The organism is Paenibacillus jepli, assembly GCF_047238105.1.
Taxonomy (GTDB): Bacteria; Bacillota; Bacilli; order Paenibacillales; family Paenibacillaceae; genus Paenibacillus_D.
The window spans coordinates 2,810,040-2,827,870 of sequence record NZ_JBDFMD010000001.1 but is presented as its reverse complement, the minus strand read 5'-3'; the positions used below and the strand labels follow the sequence as shown (position 1 = coordinate 2,827,870).

Sequence of the window (17,831 nt, the reverse complement as noted above, 5' to 3'; positions counted from 1 at the left end):
CCGGCATCGCTGGGAGGCTGTTTAGAATCGTATAGAGGTTATCAAATACTCGTTCTGGTGTATAATTGACCTAATCCCCTTTTCTGATCGGAGTGAGCCTGGTATGTTCTTGGAAATCGATGAAAAGAAAACGCTTCTGGATCAGAAGAGACCGTTGCCGGTGCATACATTACGCAGTATTCGCGAGCATATGATTATCAATTGGACGTACCATTCCAACGCTATCGAAGGCAACACCCTTACGCTATCGGAGACGAAGGTCGCGTTAGAGGGAATAACCGTTGGCGGGAAGACCATCAAAGAGCATCTAGAGGCAATTAACCATAAAGAAGCTATTTTGTACGTAGAAGAGATCGTGAGTCGCCGGGAGCCATTGTCCGAATGGCAGATCAAGAACATCCACCGGCTCATTCTAAAGCACATCCACGACGAGTACGCAGGCACGTACAGGAGGGAGAATGTGATCATAAGCGGTGCGACGCATCTCCCGCCTGATTTCGTTCATGTTGCAGATGAGATGGAACAGCTTATCCAGTCCTATGAGATCTGGCAAACGGACGTTCATCCCATAGAGCGGGCGGCGCGGCTGCACGTTGATTTTGTGAAGATTCATCCCTTTGTAGATGGCAATGGAAGAACTGCCCGATTGCTGCTCAATTTTGAACTGATGAAAAATGGCTACCCGCCGATTGTCATTGAGAAAGAAGATCGAGCCGAGTACTATGCTGCGCTTGACCGGGCTCACACAACGGGTGATACGCTTCCGTTTATCCAGTTGGTTTCCCAATCGCTCGATAAGACACTAGACTGGTACTTGAAACTGGGGTAACCGCCGTGCTACGGCCGTGACTGCCTGCGGTAGTCGCCCGGGGTGACCCCCATATTTTTCTTGAACACGCGGATGAACGAATTGGACTGCAGATAGCCCATCTTCACCGCGATGTCAGCGACCGGAAGATCGCTCTCCACCAGCAGCCGGGCGGCCTGCTCCATCCGGACGCGGGTGACATACTCGATGAAGGTCTCGCCGAACTCTTCTTTGAAGAGGCGGCTCAGGCTCTTGAGATGGATAGAGAAAACTTCGCTTAGCTGCTGCAAAGATAAGTTCGAGTCCTGATAATGCAGCTCGATGTAGTCTTTGACCTGATGAATGAGACGATGATTCTTGCGGTTTTCCCGATAATTTTGCAGCGACCGCCATTGCTCGTTCAAGTGGGCGAGCCAGGCATCGGCCAGATCCTGCAGCAGCTCAAACCGCTCAAGCATGTCATTGAACTGGCGCATCGCATCCTTCTTCCACATCTGCTGAAACTCCTGAGGCAATCCGCCGATCTCCTTGTACAGCTGAAAGGAAAAATAATTAAAGAGATTAATGAGCTCGTCCCGGGACAAGGAAGCCTCCTGCAGCGACGCGATCCAGAGCAGATACAGCTCCCGCCACGTCTCCTCGCCCAGACGGTAATGCTCCGTAATGGTGCGGACATGCTGGAGCTGATCAAACACGCTCTGCTCCATGCTCTTCGGAAGCTGCCCGCTCTGGATGACGCGGTTGTTGCCAAGGGTGGATTTGTATTGCAGCGCCGCTTGGGCAGCCCCGTAGGAGAGGGAGAGCTGACCGGGCTCGCTGACCGGGTCGCCGATCGCAAAGGTGACGGTGAATTGAAGATGCGTCACAATCCAGGTGCGGGCGGCTTCGCATACGTTCAGCACGACATGGTTCAGCTCGGGCTCAGCCAGATGCTCCTCGGCCATGAACATGATGCCGAGCTGCTCGGCGGCCGTCCACTCGCACCAGCCCGTGATCCCGGCCAGCGCCGCCTGCTCCGAGATGACGTTGGAGAGCGCGAACTTCAGCAAGTATTGGTCGCGGGGATTGTAGTGCATCGCAAACTGCGAGTAGCTGTCGATCTCCGCGATCGCCACGATCGCATGCGAGAAGCGGTCCGGCAGGCTTAGCCGCGCCATCTCGGCGCTCCACTCGTCCGGACGGATGAGCGTCTCCCCTTCCGTGAGGGTATGGAAGAAATGGCGCTTGCGTAAGATGAGATCTTCCTTATGCTGGACTTCGAACTGATTGGAGCGCTCGATGATGACATCCAGCGCCGATTCGATGAAATCCAGCTCGCCGCGGCTTCGAACGCCCAGCGTCTGGCCGGTACGCTGGGCGTAGCTGGTCACGCGGTTGCTGATCGCCAGAATAGGCAGGTAGTTGCCGCGAGTTACCCAGATCATGCCGAGGATGCCCAAGAGCACGATGAGGCAGCCGAAGAAGAGCCACTTCCAGGAGACGTAGGAGAAGAAGTGCAGCATGGGCAAGCTTGTGATGCCGCTGTAGATCGTCCAGCCTGTATAGGGCGAAGTGTGCTCGCTCAGGAACGGCACCGCAGGGAAACGCTCCGAGATGGTAGGGTGATGCGGAGCGAAGAAGAGCCGGCCGTTCTCATCGACCAGCTCTGCCTCGCTAATATCCGATCCGACATAGTCCAGGTACATGCGGTTGATCGCGTGGATGCTGACGTTGACCACGAACACCCCGCGATTGCCTTCGATGAGAGGGACGTTGCGGACGAGCGAGACGACCATCTTCTCTCTGTCGGCAGCAAAGCCCTTGTATACGCGCTGATCGGTCCAAGGCTTGGCGACAGGGGACTGCTCATGACGGAGCAGGAAGTCGCGGTCGGCGAAGCTCGACAACGGCACCATCGCTTCCTGCGTTAGCACCGCCTGATCGGCATACCGGTACAGATAGATCGAGTCGATCTGCGGCATCGTGATGATGAGCGCGTTGATGCGCTGCGACGCTTCGTACTCCAGGAGCACATTGGACGGTTGGGGACGATAGAAGCCGGCCAGCGCCTCATCGGTCATCAGCTCTTTGACGGTGACCTGCTCGATCAGCCTCAGCGAGGTGTCGATCGTGTCGAGCACATGCCTGGCGTAGATCTGGTTCGCCTGCTCGGTCTGCCGCTTGGAGATTTCATTCATGCTCAGGACGGACACCAGGATCAAACCGGAGATGATGATAATAAAGATAGGCATGTAGGATAAGAGCCAACGGTAATAGGTGTGATTGCCCATGTTTATTCCTCCCGTATGATCCGCTGTCTGCAAGTGCCGCAAGTGTCAGATCGTGAGATCCTGCCCGGCAGCCGCGCTGCTGCTTGCCGAGGAAGCCGTCGCCGTCTCCTCGTACCCGTATAACGTCCATTGATAGTGAAGCCGCTCCTTGCCGTTGATGCCGCCAAGCGCCCCTTTCTTGGGACAGCCCGCCTCCTGGAAGAGACGGATCCGCTGCCTGTAGGGCACGGCGTCGAGGACGTAGAAGCGATAGGCGGATACGAGACCGCGGGAGTCGGGGATAATCGTCGCGGCCGTGGTCCCCTCGTATACCTGGTCCGAGGTGCAATGCAGATCCAGGCATCCGTGTGTCGGCGTGCTGACTTCCCCTCTGCGGTAATAGTAAGCGCAATTGAAATGATCCTCCGTCCCGGTGCCGAGCCAGGACGGATCATGATCGTGATCCACATAGATGTATTCATTGCCCTCTTGGTTGAAGTTGGCGACGCTGCGCGTCTCTCCGATCTGGGCGGTTACCTGATTCATGCCGATGAGCCGGCCGCTTCCACGGCGGTCCAGCATCGTGTACAACGTACCGTAAAGCAGCTCTTGCTCGGCGTACTGGCAATAAAAGCGCAGCTTCTCCTGATGCGGCTCCAAGGTCGCCTTCACCCAGGTCTGCACGGGGATGGTCTGCCCGGAGCGGTTCTCGATCGTGATCCGGGCTCCGCCGGTGAAGGGCATCCTCACATGACTCATCCAGCGGCTCCCCTCCCGGCTGAATAGCAAGGACTGGTAATCCCGGTCCTTGGTGCCCTGGCAGAAAAAGTGCAGGAAGGGCGCCTCGACGGCAGCCTGCGGCTGCTGATCCCAATACATGCGGAGCCAGAGCTGCTCCAGCACCTCGCGGCCCAGTGCGCCGGTGTCGATGCCCCATTGCTTGATATGCCCGGCGTCCCCGGTCAGATAGATGTCCGATTCCTCTCCGGGAGGCAGCGAGTGATGATCTGCGGCAGGCGCGCCGGGCAGGGCAGGCTGCTGCCTCCAACGGGAGATGACCTCTTGCAGGGCCTGCGACGTCCGTGCGTCGGCATCGCCTGTATAGCTCTGGACGGCAGTGGTCGGCGGATAGAGCAACGCGTTGATCTGCCAGTAGAAATTCGGAGATTCCGAATCCGAGCGGATGATGCAGCGGCGGCTGAAGGGAATCGGCACATAGCTGACTCTCCCCTCGCTGGAATCCTCCCGGTCCATGACGAGCGGCTTGAGGAAAGGCCACTCTTGACCGCTGAAGAAGCGATCGAGAGTGGTCTGTATGCGCGGCGCGGGCTCATCGTCCAGATAGATCTCCAGCCGTCCGTCGCCCCGGGCCTCGCCAGCCATGAAAAAGCGGGTGATGCAGCCCGGGCCGCTATAATCCACCAGAACCTTCCAGGTGGTATCTGCTTCGCGCTCGGTACGGAGGAAGTAGTTGCAGTCCCGGGGCCCCATCCGTTGATTCAGGCTCGAATCCATGACGGAGCGCTCGCCTTCAAAAGTAGAGAGATAGTGGTCATGCGGCTGCTCCAGCCGTTCTAAAAAGGTAGCGATATCTTTCGGTTGATCCATTCGTGCAACGCCTCCAAGCTGATTGCTATTGAATAAACTCTAACATATCTTTGGCCAGGAAGGCAGTATCTTTATTGGCCTCATACCAGTTCGCGTGGAATTCCTCCAGCTGGGTGCCGCCGGATTGGGTCCAGATCTCCTTGGCTGCCGCAATGGCCTGCTCTGTGGTGAAGGAGGCGCCGGCGATGATCGCTTTGTTCGTCTGCTCTGTGATCGCTTCCGTCACGGCGGTGCTGATCTGACGCAGATCCTGCGGCAAGGCCGGCATGTGCTCCGGATGCGTAAGGTTGGCCATCGGACGGCTGGCATCCATATAGAGCGCATCGGCCTGCTCGACCAGCTCGATAAATTCCTTCTCAAGCGCGACCTGAGGGTTCAGCTGTCCCTTTTGCACGCCGCAATCCCCCAGCAGGATGCTCGAGAAGAGCATGGAGAAGTCCAGGTTCCAGGAAACCTCCTTCTGGAATTTCTCGGGATCCAGCTGGACGGGGCAGCCATTGTCCCCCATCTCGTAATGCTCGCCCTCAAAGCCGTATTTCATCGTCATCATGGTCGATTCTGACGCCATAAAGTCGACATATTTCATCACGGCCTCGGGATGCTTGGCGCCGGCGTTGATGACCGCCGTCATCTGCACCGGGTTGTTCAGGTTCGGGCTGAATTGACCAAAGGAAGAGGCGGGCAAGGCGATAACCTCGATACGGCCCTCGGGATTGTTCTTGCGGAAGGATTCATACGGAATCAGTTGATTCACATGATGCACGCGGCCGGCATAAATGCCTACCTTGCCGTTGATCCAGTCCTGCTTGGCCTTCTCGCCGTTCTTGTCCGTCAGGAAGTCTTTGTCCACGATACCTGCATCGTACAGCCGTTTCTTGAACTCGACAGCGGCTTGCAGGCGGTCCCAATCCTTCACCAGCCTGCCGTCCTCCACTACCCATGTGACATTCTGGAACATCATGTCGATGAGCGAGGACATATCCATGCCGAAGGTATCCTGCTGGCCGTTGCGGTCCGGGTCGTCCTTCGTAAAGGCCAGAGCTACCTCGAACAGCTCTTCCGCAGTCGTCGGCACCTCCAGTCCGAGCTCTTCCAGCCAATCCATGCGGATGAACATGGACATGTCGGCGCCCGTCCGGCTGACGCGGCCGAATTCGTACATCTTGCCGTCTTCTTTGGTGGCGACCTTGAGCAGCGCCGGATATTGCTCGATCAGCTCTTTATAGACGGTGCTGTGCGTTTCGATCAGTTCATCGACCGGGAGGATGGCCTTCGTATCGTACAGCTGGCCGCGGAAGGCGCCGTCGAACTCAAAGATGAGGTCCGGAGCGCTCTTGGACGCCAGCAGGACGTTGAACTTCTGCACCGCTTCGCCCCGCGGGATGGCCACGAAGCTTGCCTGGGCAGGACCATTGTCATTGATCCAGTCGGTCCAGAAATTGTTCTCCACCGTCCCGGCCTCGCTAGGAACGGAGCCGCGGTCATAGATCGAAGCGGTGATCGGCAGCTTGGCGTCGGTCTGGTTATCGGGCGTGCCGGTCGACGGACTAGGCGTATTGGCGCTGCTGCAGGCTGCGGCAGCGACGGCCAGGAGACCGGCTGCGGCTGTTGTGGCAAGTGTGCGCTTGATACTCATGTTAACATTCCCCCTAAGTTGTGTTTAGCTTTTGATGGCGCCGATCATGACGCCTTTGACAAAGTATCTTTGCAAGAAAGGATACACGATAAGCATGGGCAATACCATGATGATGATGCCGGCCGATTTCATGGATTCGGGTGTCAGCGACATCACATCGGACGATTGCTGATTGACTTCCGAGAGCAGGCTCTGGCTCTGTACCATCTGCTGCACCAGGACGGTCAAGTTGAGCCTGTGGGAGTCATTGATATAGATAAGCACGCTGATAAAAGCATTCCAATAGGCAACCCCGTAGAACAGGGTAAGGGTAGCCAGCACGGGCAAGGACAAGGGCAGGACGATGCGGAATAAGTAGCGCCACTCGCCGCAGCCATCCATCCTCGCAGCCTCATCGATCTCCGGCGGCAGACTCTCGAATGAGGTTCGCAGCACCATCATGTTGAATACGCTTACCAGACCAAGCAGCCACAGCACGGCATACGTGTTCACCAGGCCGAGGTTGCTCATGATCAGATAGGTGGGGATGAGTCCGCCATTGAAGAGCATCGTGAATACCGCCGCGAGCGAGAAGAAGCGCCTCAGGAAGAAGTAGTTCCTCGAGAGCGGATAAGCGGCCATGATGGTGAAGCTCATGCTGAGCGCCACCCCTACGACAGTGATAACTACGCTATTCTGAAACGCCCGTACAATATTGGTGCCCTCGATCAGCGTGACATACGCATCGACTGTCCAACGCACGGGCCACAGGAAGACCTGGCCGGATACGACCGCATGGTAGTCGCTCAAGGACAGCGAGACGATATGAATGAGCGGCAGCAAGCAGCTCAGACCTGCAATCGCGAGAAGAATATAATTCATCGTATAAAACAGCTTTTCGCTGGAACTTGCTTTCATCGTTCTGCCCTCCTTACCATAAGCCCCGGTTGAATTTGCGTGCAATCTGATTGGCCGTCAGGACGAGGATGAAGCCGACCAGGGATTCGAACAGCCCCATGGCAGCTGCAGCGCTGAACTGGGCGCCAAGAAGTCCGGCTTTGTAAATATAGGTGCTGATGACCTCCGAGATGGCGATGACACTGTTCTGCAGCACATAGATCTTATCGAAGCCAACCTCCATCACGTTGCCCAGCGACAGGATCAGGATCAAGACAATCGTAGGCGCCATGCCCGGCAGGGTCACATGCCAGATCTGCCGCCACTTGCCTGCGCCGTCCATGCTGGAGGCCTCGTAAAGGGTAGGATCGATCGCAGAGATCGCCGCCAGATAGATGATACAGGCAAAACCGCTGTCCTTCCAGATCCCTGAACCGAGGAAGATGGCCAGCCACGAGCCCTCCTTGTATAAAAAGGGGTAGGGCGAGCCGAACCAGTCGGTAATAAGCGTGTTGATCCAGCTGCTCTGCTGCGAGAACAAGGTGACGACCATGCCGCCCACAATGACCCACGAGAAGAAGTGGGGCAGATAGACCAGCGTTTGCACGCCGCGCTTGAACCATGACCTGCGCACTTCATTGAGCATGATAGCCAACAGGATGGGAAACGGAAAGGCGACGACAACGGTCAACACACTTATGATGAACGTATTCTTAATGATGCGGGTCGTTTGCGGCAGGCTGAACAGCATCTCGAAGTGCCGCGTCCCTACCCAGGGACTGCCAAGAATGCCTTCCATAAAATTATAATTTTTGAAGGCGATGACCAGGCCGAACATCGGCGCGAATTTCGCTACGATGAAGAAAGCGATAACTGGAATAAACATCATGTACAGCGGAACGTTCTGTTTGACCTTGCGGATCGTCGGTGTTCTCAACTTCAGCTCCCCTCCCCTTGCTGTGCCTGCAGGTACAACAGCAATTGTCTTAACTATAAGGGGCGGGGCGGCATAGCTCAATCTCCCATTCCGCTGTCGATATGCATGATTCGCAGGGGGGCAAATGCAGGCGGGGCAAGGGTTCGGGGCTTGTCCATGCGCCATATTCGCCAATGAGGCAGATTCTTGCTGACTCATCTGAATCGTGAGCGGTTAATTACCTCAAAGAGATTCTGAGCGAGAGGGGCGAGTCAGGTGGAAGTGATGCAGGTCATCCTGTTGCTGTTGGCGGGTTATATTATTTTTGCGGTGGACAAGAAAAAAGAAAACTTCCCGGTGCCCATGATCCTGGTGCTCCTCGGCATCGGTTTATCCTTTATTCCCTACTTTGCCCATCTGGAAGTGAGCAAGGACATCTTGTACGATATTTTCCTGCCGGGCTTGTTGTTTGTGTCCGCCTACAAGTATCCCCCCCGGGCATTGCGGCGACATGCCGGGGTGATTGCTGTGCTGAGCACGATCGGGCTGCTCGTTACAGCGCTGTTGCTGGGGATGGCTATTTATGCCATGGCAGGGCTGTTCGGCGGTTTGTCCTTCGTCGGTGCGCTGCTGATCGCCTCTGTTCTTACGCCAACGGACCCCGTATCTGTCGTGTCCATCCTCAAGCAGTCATCCATCGATGAAGGGGCCGCTGACGTCGTGGATGGCGAATCGATGATCAACGACGGGACAAGCGTGGTCCTGTTCGGTGTTCTGGCGGGCATGTATACGGAGGGGCGGGCGTTTGAATGGCAGTCGTTTCTCGGGGAGTTTCTGCAGATGGGGCTGGGCGGAGCGTTACTGGGCGTGGGTATCGGCTGGCTGCTCAGCAAGACCGTTCATGTCACCCATCACCGGGAATATCAGGTCATGCTTAGTATTGTTGCAGCTTATGGCGTGTTTCATCTGGCAGAGCTGCTCGGGATGTCCGGGGTGCTGGCGGTTGTCGCATCCGGCATCATGCTGGGCTGGGAGTTCGAGCATACGAATAAGGAGGATCACTACCGGGAGGCGCTGGATGGCTTCTGGAATGTAGTGGAGCCGACCATTCTGTCGCTGGTGTTTTTGCTGATCGGCATCCAGGCGATGGAGTATCTGGCCTGGGACGTGTGGGGGTTGGCCGCGGGGATACTCGCATTATCCCTGGTCATCCGGTTTGTTGTGATCATCCTCACGATGGAATCGTTCAGGGGCTGGCGCGACTTCAACGACTGGCGGACCTGCACCCTGATCGCTTTCTCGGGCATTCGCGGGACGGTGTCCGTGGTGCTGCTGCTCACGCTGGTGCAGGAAGCATCTTTCACCGGAGAGACGAGGCTGATCCTCTCGCTGTCCTTCGCCGTTGTGCTCTTGTCGCTTGTGCTGCAGAGCCTGGGCATCTATCCCTTGGCCAAGCGGCTGGGGAGCGGGGGGAAAGACTAACTCTGGATACCGAATGATAATCCTGCTCCCTCAACTGTATTCACTTACATCAAGAATAATCCAGGACCGGCCTGCATCCTCCCAAAGGATTGGTCTGCTCCCACTTGGCTCCGAGCTGCAGCAAGGTCTTGTCGGCCAAGTGGCTGCCTATCAGCTGCATGCCGATCGGAAGCTGGTCCGGGGACAGGCCGGCTGGCACCGCCAGGCTAGGCAGACCTGTCAAGTTTGGCGGAGCGGTAAAGGGCATGCAGCGGATGGTGACGTCGATATTTTGCTGAACTCAGTTAGTCTGAAAACGAGGCGCGGCAATAGGCAGGGTGGGTGCAGCTATCACCTCGACTTGTTGGAAGCAATCGCCCATTGCCTCTGTCAACTGCCTGCGTGCTTGCTGTGCCTGCAGATAAGACTGAGTGGAGGTGATCTCACCCACTTGGAGGAAGGCCCGGACATCCTGCCCGAAGTATTGCGGATACTGCAGCAGCATCTCATGATGTATATTCGCTGTTTCACTGACAAGGACCGCATATTCTGCAAAGGCGGACAGCTCAAGCTCGGGGATATCCAGGGGCACCAGCTTCGCTCCCAGTCCTTCCCATGTGCCCAGGGCGGCTGTGAAAGACCGCTCCACATCAGGGTCGAGCCCTCTCAAAAAATAGCCGGGAACGCCGATTCGCAGTCCGCTGACGTCCAGGTCGTGGAGGTGTTCCGTATAGTCGGTCCATGGCGCCTTTAGCGAATTGGGATCCTTCGGGTCATAGCCGCTCATGGCGTTGAGCATCAGCGCGAGGTCGGACACAGAGCGCGCCATGGGGCCGATGTGATCCAGCGACCAGGTTAATGGCGTCACGCCATAGGAGCTGACCAGGCCGAAGGTCGGCTTCAAGCCATAGATTCCGCACATCGCTGCCGGCCCGCGGATCGATCCGAACGTATCGGTTCCCGTAGCGATCGGCACCAGCCCCGCTCCAACAGCTGCGGCGCTGCCTCCGCTGGATCCGCCAGTCATATGGTTAGGATTCCAGGGATTGCGGGAGCTTCCATAGAACGGATTGATGTTGGTCAATCCGACGGTAAATTCATGAACATTCAGCTTTCCTGTCATTACCGTACCGGCGTCTTTGAGCTTCGTTATCGTCGTGGCGTCCACCGTGGGAATAAAGTTCTTGAGCATGATCGAACCTGTTGTTGTCCGGATGCCGTTGGTGTAGAAGTTATCTTTGATTCCGATAGGTATGCCGTGCAGCGGGCCGCGATAACGGCCTTGTAGGATGTCGCGCTCCGCCTGTCGGGCCTCGGTTAAGGCCAGCTCCGGGAGGAAGGTAATATACGAATCCAGTGCAGGCTCGAGGTGATGGGTTCGTTCGATCAGCGCGGTCATCAGCTCTACAGGCGAGAGCTGCTTGCGTTGGATCAAAACGGAGAGCTCGGTCGCCGTCGCCCATTCCAGACTCGTCATGACCGGATCACCGCTGGATCGACGATGGTGATCGGCGCGGTTTTGTGCAGGTTGGGATAGTCCTTCATGGGCAGCTGCGCTTGCTGGATCGCTTGCTTCAAGCACTGAACATAGTGAAGGTCGCCAGACAGCACCGGTATGCCTTGCAGCTGCAGCTTACACAGATTTTCATTCTGGGTCATGGCATGCGCCTCCTTCGGCTGGGAAAAAGCGATAGTATTCCTCGGGCGTTTGGACAGGCTTGGACGGGAAGTATGGAGCATCGGCCATCTGGATGGGCGGCGTAGGCTGACTCGGGCGCCACGTTCGATGGTCTTGCCTCGGGTACTGCACGGGATCACTCCTTTAATCGCATTAATAAAATCATATGATAACGAGGGTCAAAAAAAACCAACGGTTTCCAGAGTGTGTAGAAGTACACTTAATGATACAATCGAGCCAAGACCTGCAAAGGAGCTGGGGATATTGAGATACGAGAAGAATTGGGCCGGCAATTATACCTATGGGGCAGTAGAATGTCATGTGCCTGACAATCTGGACGAGGTGCGCGAGCGGGTTGCTGGAAGCGAGAAGATCAAAGTGTTGGGGTCGCGTCATTCCTTCAATGGCATCGCGGATACGCATGCGACGCATCTGTCGATGGAGCGGATGAACCGTGTCCTCTCGCTGGACCGCGAACACAACCGGGTGACGGTGGAGGGCGGGATCCGGTACGGGGATCTGTGCACGTACTTGCATGAGCAGGGCTATGCGCTGCACAACCTGGCTTCACTGCCGCATATCTCGGTTGCTGGGGCTTGCGCGACGGCGACCCATGGGTCGGGCGATGCGCATGGGAATCTGGCAACCGCTGTGTATAGTCTGGAGATCGTCAAGGCGGACGGCGAGGTGGCAACCTTCACGCGAGACGAGGCAGACGGCGAGTTTTTCGGCGCGGTAGTCGGGCTCGGGGCACTGGGCGTCGTCACGAAATTGACGTTGGATGTGGTGCCTGCATTCGACATGATGCAGCATGTCTATGAAGGGCTGCCGCTGAGCGAGGTGCAGCATAACTTTGAGGCCATCGTAGCTTCAGGATATAGTGTCAGCCTGTTCTCGGACTGGACGGATACGACGTTCAATCAAGTCTGGTTGAAGCAAACGGTGCCAGCAGGTTCAACGTCCGTGCCTGGGGTCGGACAGTTCCACGGGGCCAAGCTCTCGGAGGTCAACCTGCATCCCGTTCCCGGCCAGGAGGCCGAGCATTGCAGCGAGCAGTGCGGGATAGCGGGACCGTGGCACGAGCGGATGCCGCATTTCAAGATGGCCTTCACGCCGAGTGCGGGTGAGGAGCTGCAGAGCGAATATATCGTGCCTCGGGAGCATGCGCTGTCCGCTCTCGAGGCGATCGCGAGCCTTCGCGAGAACATCGCGCCGCTGCTATTTACCTCGGAGCTGCGGACCATTGCGGCCGACCGGCTGTGGTTGAGCCCGTGCTATGAACAGGACGCCGTTGGTTTCCACTTTACCTGGAAGCCGGATTGGGAGTCCGTACGCCAGCTGCTGCCGGAGATGGAGGCCCGTCTGGAGCCGTTCCGCGCCCGCCCGCACTGGGGCAAGCTGTTCACGATGAGCCCGGAGAAGCTGCAGCTGTACTACCCCAGACTTCCGGAATTTAGAGATCTGGCCCGCCGCTGCGATCAAGCGGGCAAGTTTCGCAATGCGTATCTGGACACGTACATATTCAATGTATAGCTGCTCACGTTGACCGCCACCGTCTCCAGCGGCTAGGGATGGCGACGGGGAGCGTCGAGCTCAGAAGACCGCCCAAGCCGGATGTCCCAGACGTCCTGGCTTGGGCGGTTTTGCGATTCCGCGCAGCGGTTATTTGCTATTCCGTATGATAGGAAGATCGGCCATCGTCAGGAGACCGTCGGCAGCGAACGAATGCACGGTCTTCACCGTATTGACGGCAATATTGGCGGTTGCCGTGTCGCCGAAGATGCCGTTCGGAATGACGAGCGAGAGCGGCGGCATCTCATCCGAGCGTACGGTAATGCGGTCCTCCTGCGCAGCGCCGACAGCCATGGTGAGGTCGAGCTCGACGGACACGCCTTCTGCTGTGGTGCCGCGCGATACTTGATGCATGCCGCTCACTTCCCCTGCTCTCAACGGCCCGACCGCCAGCGTCATATCCTTCTCGGCGAGCGTCGGTTCGATGCGGTTCTGCACGTCCTCCAAAGTCAGCTCCAGACCATACGCGATCAAGCGCAGCGACTCCTCCAATCCCACATGTCCGATCCTCTCCTCCCGCGCCAGTGCCTGGAACTGCTCGGCTGTCATGCCGATGCCAACCTTCTTTTGCAGCGGGACGCGCCGCCGGGCCACATCCACCTTCCTGGAGACGGCGATGCTGTGAATACCGTTAGTTACGGAGGTGAGATACAGGGCCAGCGAATCCATGACGAATCCCGGATTGACGCCGGTTCCGACGACAATGTGACGTGTCTGGCGCGCATAGCGGTCGATCTCGGCGCTCAGCCGGGGATAGCGATGCCACGGGTAGGACAGCTGCTCACAGGTAGATACGACGGAGAACCCGGCATCCAGCAGCTGCCGGATCTGCGGCCATACCTGCTCCAGATTCGAGCCCGTCGCCTGGATCGCCACCTTTCTTCCATCCGATACCGGGACGGCGATCTCCTCCACTGAGGATACCGCGCGGAGGCCGATCGGCTTGCCGCCTGCCAACTCGCCGATATCCTGGCCGATTTTGCCCGGGTCGATATCGACCGCACCGATCAGCGCCAACCGTTCTGAACGCAGGCATTGCTGAAGGATCTGTATCCCGATCGGGCCCAGCCCATAGATCAGGACGTGTATTTTTGCTGCTTGATTCATCGTGCTCATCTCCTTTTCTCCTCATGGAGAAAAATGTAACACGAAAGATTAAATAGAAAAAATACGATGTTGTTATATATCTATAAGTTCTGGTTATGAATCCTGCGGCTCATCCTCCCGAATCTGCCGGAGGGTGCGGAGCGCCTGCTCCATAAAGAGGGTCGCAACCGGTTCATTCCAGAGTACCGAGATGGAACTGTACAGGGAAGCATTCTTTAAGCGAAGTCCGGTAATCGGGTAGGCGGCCAGCAGATCAAGCATGTCTTCCGGCATCAACGCGATACCGGTCCCATTGGAGATCAGATTGGCCAGGGTAAGAATCTCCGGTCCGGCGCCGATGGTCTTCGGCATGAAGCCGGCGTTCAAGCAGGCCAGCTCCACCAGGTAATAGAGCGCCGGAGAGTGCTTCGGATCATAATGGAGGAAGTTGTCGTGCTTGAATGCCGACAGCTCGACCTCCTCCTGCGACGCCGCCGGATGAGACGCGCTGACCACGAGGCGCAGCGGATGCTTCGGGAACTCCATCCAGGCGAGCGTCGAGGGGATCGACTGCTTCAGATCGATCGGCGTACGAATGAATGCGAGATGGAACTCGCCGCGCTGCAACAATTCGACTGCGTGGGTGGACGTCGTCTCCTTGATGAAAAATTCAAGGCCTGAACGGTATGCTTTCAATTGTCGAATGAGGATAGGAACCAGGCGGCTGGCGGCAGACGGAACTGTGGCGATCCGGAGGACGGGCTGGGGGATCGTACCGGCCTGCTTCATCTCCAGGATCGTTCTCTCGAGGTTGTCGAAGACAGTCAACAACGTATGGTAGAGGTATTGCCCTTCTTCCGTAAAAGCGACCTTGCGCGTGGAGCGCTGCAGCAGCTTGAAGCCGAGCTCCTTTTCCAATGCGGAGATTTGCTGGCTTAAGCCGGGCTGGGAAATATGCAGATTCTCTGCGGCTCTGCTGAAATTAAGCGTATGGCCGATCTCGACAAAATAACGCAATGCCAAATAGTTCATCTCTACACGATCCTTCCTGGATTCTTAAACCGATTCTAATACGGGCGAGTGTTGCCGCGCAATCCGTGATGATGGCAAGCTCGGATGTTCTGACGACCATCTGCCACCAACGATCCATTTTACGGTATACTTATGAGAGATTACCCAATATGTCTTGGCCGAGGGGCTGAATAGATGAACGATTTGTTTTACAGCTTCGATCAGGGCGGGAAGGACAGCGGGCGACGGCTTTCCAGACTCAAGTCTGGTTTCCTGCCCATGCTCGGCATCGGTATGGCAACAGCCATTGCCGGTCAAGTCATGATATACCCGTTCAGCGGCGATATGTTCCGGATTGGTCTGGGAGCGAGCACCTTTCTGCTGTTCCTGATGCTGATGAACCATTTGTCATTTATCAAGCTGGGGGTTGTCACGGGAATAACCGTACTGCTCTACCGGACGCTGCTCGATTCGCTGAACGGAGCCTTTGAGCTGGCTGCGAGCCTGCAGACGCATGTCGGTGCGACGGTGTTTTATATTTTGTTTGCCATAGGCATGGGTGCGATCAAGCATCGCATTCAGACCCTTCATCCGCTCATTCTCGGCGGGGGGGTTGCTGTGGTGGATATTGTATCCAACGTGTGCGAGCTGGTCGTTCGCCGGTTCATACACAGTCCCTATTTTTTTCAACTCGATGACATGTACCTCATTTCATCGATTGCCGTGCTCCGGAGTTATTTTGTGGTTGGGATCTACAGCGGGATCCTCATTAGCCAGATGCGATTGGTCCAGGCCGAGCAGAACAAGCGGATGGAACAAATGATCAAGGTGAGCTCCAGCTTGTTCTCCGAGGCATTTTATCTGAAGAAGTCGATGAATACGATCGAGAACATCACAGTATACGGGTATGATTTGTACCGCAGATTGAAGCAAGTGAAAGGAATGGAAGCGTACAGCCGCCAGGCGCTGGACCTTAGCCAGCAGATTCATGAGGTAAAAAAAGACTCGCAGCGCATATTGGCCGGCCTGGTCAAATTGTTCGATCGCCAGACTGTGGCGGTGATGAACCCCGAAGAAGTGCTAAGCTATGTCGTCAAGGCCAATCAAGAGTACAGCAAGCTGCTGGGCAAACAGATCCGGATCGACCAAAGCGTGCAGACCGACATGGCAATTGCCCGCTACAATCCGTTGATAACCGTGCTTAACAATCTGGTGGCCAATGCAGTGGAAGCCATCGAGGAGGACGGTACCGTCAGGATCCGAATTACGCGCGAGGGGGACGAGGCAGTGTTTGTGGTGACGGATAACGGGATCGGCATCTCCGAGAAAGACCGCAGCCTTATATTCGAGCCGGGATTCACGACCAAATACAATCATGAAGGAGTAGGTGCGACAGGTATTGGGCTATCCCATGTCAGAGATATCGTAGCTTCCTTCGAAGGTCGAATCCAGGTCGAAACGGGTGGTTCTGGTCAAGGCTGCGCCTTCACGGTTTCGATTCCTGTACGCAATCTGATCAAGGAAAATCCGGATCTCTTGCATGTATCCGATTAGCTGAAGGGGAGACTCTTCCAGTGAACCGGTATGGCGGTTTACAGATAGGAAAACCTAAGCTATGATAATGGCATGGTCATCTGGTTTGACCTGCCGAGTTAGTTTACCTCACAGTGATTCGCGATTCGCCCCATCTCATAGGGACAAATATCCAATGATCTCACATGTGCTTCACTCCCACCTCTATGTACTAAAGAAAGGGGAAGTGTCGATGGCGTTTTCGGTTTGCATTGTGGATGATGACCCCGCCTGCCGGAGGTCGCTGGAACGAATTATTGAAGACAGCGGGATCGGCAAGGTAGTGGGGTTGGCCGAGGGAGGCGCGGAAGGCGTACCTGTCGTCCTCGCGACCCAGCCGGATATTGTGCTCATCGACTTCATGATGCCGGATCAGGATGGCATCGAGACGATGATGCAGTTGAAGACCAAGGGATATGACGGGAAATACGTCATGATCTCGCAGATCGTCAGCAAAGAAATGGTAGGACAAGCGTATCAGAGCGGCATCGAGTTCTTCATCCAGAAGCCGATCAACCGACTGGAAGTAGAAGCGGTCCTGACCCGTTTGCGGGACCAATGGAGTCTGTACCGCTCTCTGGAAGCCATACAGAAGTCCATCGCGGGACTTCAACACCCGAACAAGCCGGATGCAGCTACGCCGCTGTCGATTCGCGATGTCGCCGGACAGATCCTGATGGATCTGGGCATCAGTGGCGAGGCCGGCGGCAAAGATCTGATAGCGATTGCGGAGCATATCATGAACCAGGGGCAGTCGCATGAGATCCCGCTGCTTAAGGAGGTCTATCAATCGAGGGCAAGAGCCTACAAAGAAACTGAAGCGGAGGTGGCCAAAGAAACGAAAGCAATCGAGCAGCGGATCAGGAGAACGGTGTTCACGGCCCTGACGAATCTGGCCTCCATCGGCCTCACGGATTACAGCAATCCAAAATTCGAGCATTACGCACCCTTGTTCTTCAATTTCCAGGATGTGAGGCTGCGCATGAGAGAGCTTGAGGGTGAGCCGCGAACGATCAGCGGCAAAGTCAATGCTAAGAAATTCATTCAGATTTTCATCTATGAAATTGGAGGGAAATTAAATAAAATGAATAAGTAAATGCCATTCATCAGCTTGCCCTCAAAAGTGCCGATGGGTGCGGAATCGATTCTGGTCAACGCTTTCTGGAAGAAAGCGGCTTCGAGAGCTTATGCTGCGTAGCGTTCGCCCGAGAGCTTTTCGCAGAAAAGCTAGCTTCGGAAGCATATGCTGTCCCGGATTTCCCCCTTATAAGGGGTCCAAAATCAAGAAATCTGGGAACAACAGCGATCGGAAGAACGATCCGTTACCTTGAGGCTTTATTTTGAGGGCAGTCTGAATG

At 56.2% G+C, this 17,831-nt stretch carries 13 protein-coding genes and 1 pseudogene; 5 read left to right on the top strand and 9 right to left on the bottom strand.

From position 1 onward, the window contains the following. Positions 1-103: 103 nt before the first annotated feature. The gene (locus tag ABC336_RS12550) at positions 104-829 is read left to right on the top strand and encodes a Fic family protein (RefSeq protein ID WP_413238968.1); all 726 of its coding nucleotides are present in this window, start codon (positions 104-106) and stop codon (positions 827-829) included. Positions 830-837: 8 nt separating this feature from the next. On the opposite strand, the gene ABC336_RS12545 is transcribed toward ABC336_RS12550, so the two are convergent. Genes ABC336_RS12545 through ABC336_RS12525 form a run of 5 tightly spaced genes read right to left on the bottom strand, consistent with a single transcriptional unit; the run spans position 838 to position 8,066 of the window. Next, a complete protein-coding gene (locus ABC336_RS12545; protein WP_413238967.1) occupies positions 838-3,078 on the bottom strand; it encodes a helix-turn-helix domain-containing protein in 2,241 nt (746 codons plus the stop codon). A gap of 45 nt (positions 3,079-3,123) precedes the next feature. Next, entirely contained in the window at positions 3,124-4,665 is a 1,542-nt protein-coding gene (locus ABC336_RS12540; protein WP_413238966.1) for a DUF2961 domain-containing protein, read from the bottom strand. Between the two features lie 25 nt (positions 4,666-4,690). Continuing rightward, entirely contained in the window at positions 4,691-6,301 is a 1,611-nt protein-coding gene (locus tag ABC336_RS12535) for an extracellular solute-binding protein (protein WP_413238965.1), read from the bottom strand. A 24-nt stretch (positions 6,302-6,325) separates the two neighbouring features. Next, positions 6,326-7,198, bottom strand: a complete 873-nt coding sequence (locus tag ABC336_RS12530; protein WP_413238964.1) for a carbohydrate ABC transporter permease — start codon at positions 7,196-7,198, stop codon at positions 6,326-6,328. A gap of 13 nt (positions 7,199-7,211) precedes the next feature. Continuing rightward, a complete protein-coding gene (locus ABC336_RS12525) occupies positions 7,212-8,066 on the bottom strand; it encodes an ABC transporter permease (protein WP_413242502.1) in 855 nt (284 codons plus the stop codon). Positions 8,067-8,378: 312 nt separating this feature from the next. Between ABC336_RS12525 and ABC336_RS12520 the strand changes: the two genes are divergently transcribed. Next, complete coding sequence (locus ABC336_RS12520; protein WP_413242501.1) at positions 8,379-9,575, top strand: cation:proton antiporter; 1,197 nt, start codon at positions 8,379-8,381, stop codon at positions 9,573-9,575. Between the two features lie 49 nt (positions 9,576-9,624). Here the strand turns inward: ABC336_RS12520 and ABC336_RS12515 are convergent. Together ABC336_RS12515 and ABC336_RS12510 are read right to left on the bottom strand one after the other, a co-directional pair. Further along, positions 9,625-10,953: pseudogene (locus ABC336_RS12515) on the bottom strand (amidase). A gap of 74 nt (positions 10,954-11,027) precedes the next feature. Further along, entirely contained in the window at positions 11,028-11,213 is a 186-nt protein-coding gene (locus ABC336_RS12510) for a hypothetical protein (protein ID WP_413238963.1), read from the bottom strand. Positions 11,214-11,496: 283 nt separating this feature from the next. Between ABC336_RS12510 and ABC336_RS12505 the strand changes: the two genes are divergently transcribed. Then, entirely contained in the window at positions 11,497-12,765 is a 1,269-nt protein-coding gene (locus ABC336_RS12505; protein WP_413238962.1) for an FAD-binding protein, read from the top strand. 129 nt (positions 12,766-12,894) lie between these two features. Here ABC336_RS12505 and ABC336_RS12500 read toward each other — a convergent pair whose 3' ends face one another. Next, on the bottom strand, positions 12,895-13,911 hold the full coding sequence (locus tag ABC336_RS12500) for an NAD(P)H-dependent amine dehydrogenase family protein (protein WP_413238961.1): 1,017 nt from the start codon (positions 13,909-13,911) through the stop codon (positions 12,895-12,897). A gap of 93 nt (positions 13,912-14,004) precedes the next feature. Then, the gene (locus ABC336_RS12495; RefSeq protein ID WP_413238960.1) at positions 14,005-14,922 is read right to left on the bottom strand and encodes a LysR family transcriptional regulator; all 918 of its coding nucleotides are present in this window, start codon (positions 14,920-14,922) and stop codon (positions 14,005-14,007) included. Between the two features lie 174 nt (positions 14,923-15,096). On the opposite strand from ABC336_RS12495, the gene ABC336_RS12490 reads away from it, so the two are divergent. Together ABC336_RS12490 and ABC336_RS12485 are read left to right on the top strand one after the other, a co-directional pair. Further along, positions 15,097-16,455, top strand: a complete 1,359-nt coding sequence (locus ABC336_RS12490) for an ATP-binding protein (RefSeq protein WP_413238959.1) — start codon at positions 15,097-15,099, stop codon at positions 16,453-16,455. A 211-nt stretch (positions 16,456-16,666) separates the two neighbouring features. After that, positions 16,667-17,569 carry a response regulator gene (locus tag ABC336_RS12485; protein ID WP_413238958.1) on the top strand — a complete coding sequence of 301 codons (903 nt, stop codon included), beginning with the start codon at positions 16,667-16,669 and terminating at the stop codon, positions 17,567-17,569. Positions 17,570-17,831: the final 262 nt, after the last annotated feature.

Coding starts and splice junctions, on each gene's coding strand:
- ABC336_RS12550 (WP_413238968.1), top strand. CDS start 104: ATGTTCTTGGAAATCGATGAAAAGAAAACGCTTCTGGATCAGAAGAGA.
- ABC336_RS12545 (WP_413238967.1), bottom strand. CDS start 3,078: ATGGGCAATCACACCTATTACCGTTGGCTCTTATCCTACATGCCTATC.
- ABC336_RS12540 (WP_413238966.1), bottom strand. CDS start 4,665: ATGGATCAACCGAAAGATATCGCTACCTTTTTAGAACGGCTGGAGCAG.
- ABC336_RS12535 (WP_413238965.1), bottom strand. CDS start 6,301: ATGAGTATCAAGCGCACACTTGCCACAACAGCCGCAGCCGGTCTCCTG.
- ABC336_RS12530 (WP_413238964.1), bottom strand. CDS start 7,198: ATGAAAGCAAGTTCCAGCGAAAAGCTGTTTTATACGATGAATTATATT.
- ABC336_RS12525 (WP_413242502.1), bottom strand. CDS start 8,066: ATGATGTTTATTCCAGTTATCGCTTTCTTCATCGTAGCGAAATTCGCG.
- ABC336_RS12520 (WP_413242501.1), top strand. CDS start 8,379: ATGCAGGTCATCCTGTTGCTGTTGGCGGGTTATATTATTTTTGCGGTG.
- ABC336_RS12510 (WP_413238963.1), bottom strand. CDS start 11,213: ATGACCCAGAATGAAAATCTGTGTAAGCTGCAGCTGCAAGGCATACCG.
- ABC336_RS12500 (WP_413238961.1), bottom strand. CDS start 13,911: ATGAATCAAGCAGCAAAAATACACGTCCTGATCTATGGGCTGGGCCCG.
- ABC336_RS12495 (WP_413238960.1), bottom strand. CDS start 14,922: ATGAACTATTTGGCATTGCGTTATTTTGTCGAGATCGGCCATACGCTT.
- ABC336_RS12490 (WP_413238959.1), top strand. CDS start 15,097: ATGAACGATTTGTTTTACAGCTTCGATCAGGGCGGGAAGGACAGCGGG.
- ABC336_RS12485 (WP_413238958.1), top strand. CDS start 16,667: ATGGCGTTTTCGGTTTGCATTGTGGATGATGACCCCGCCTGCCGGAGG.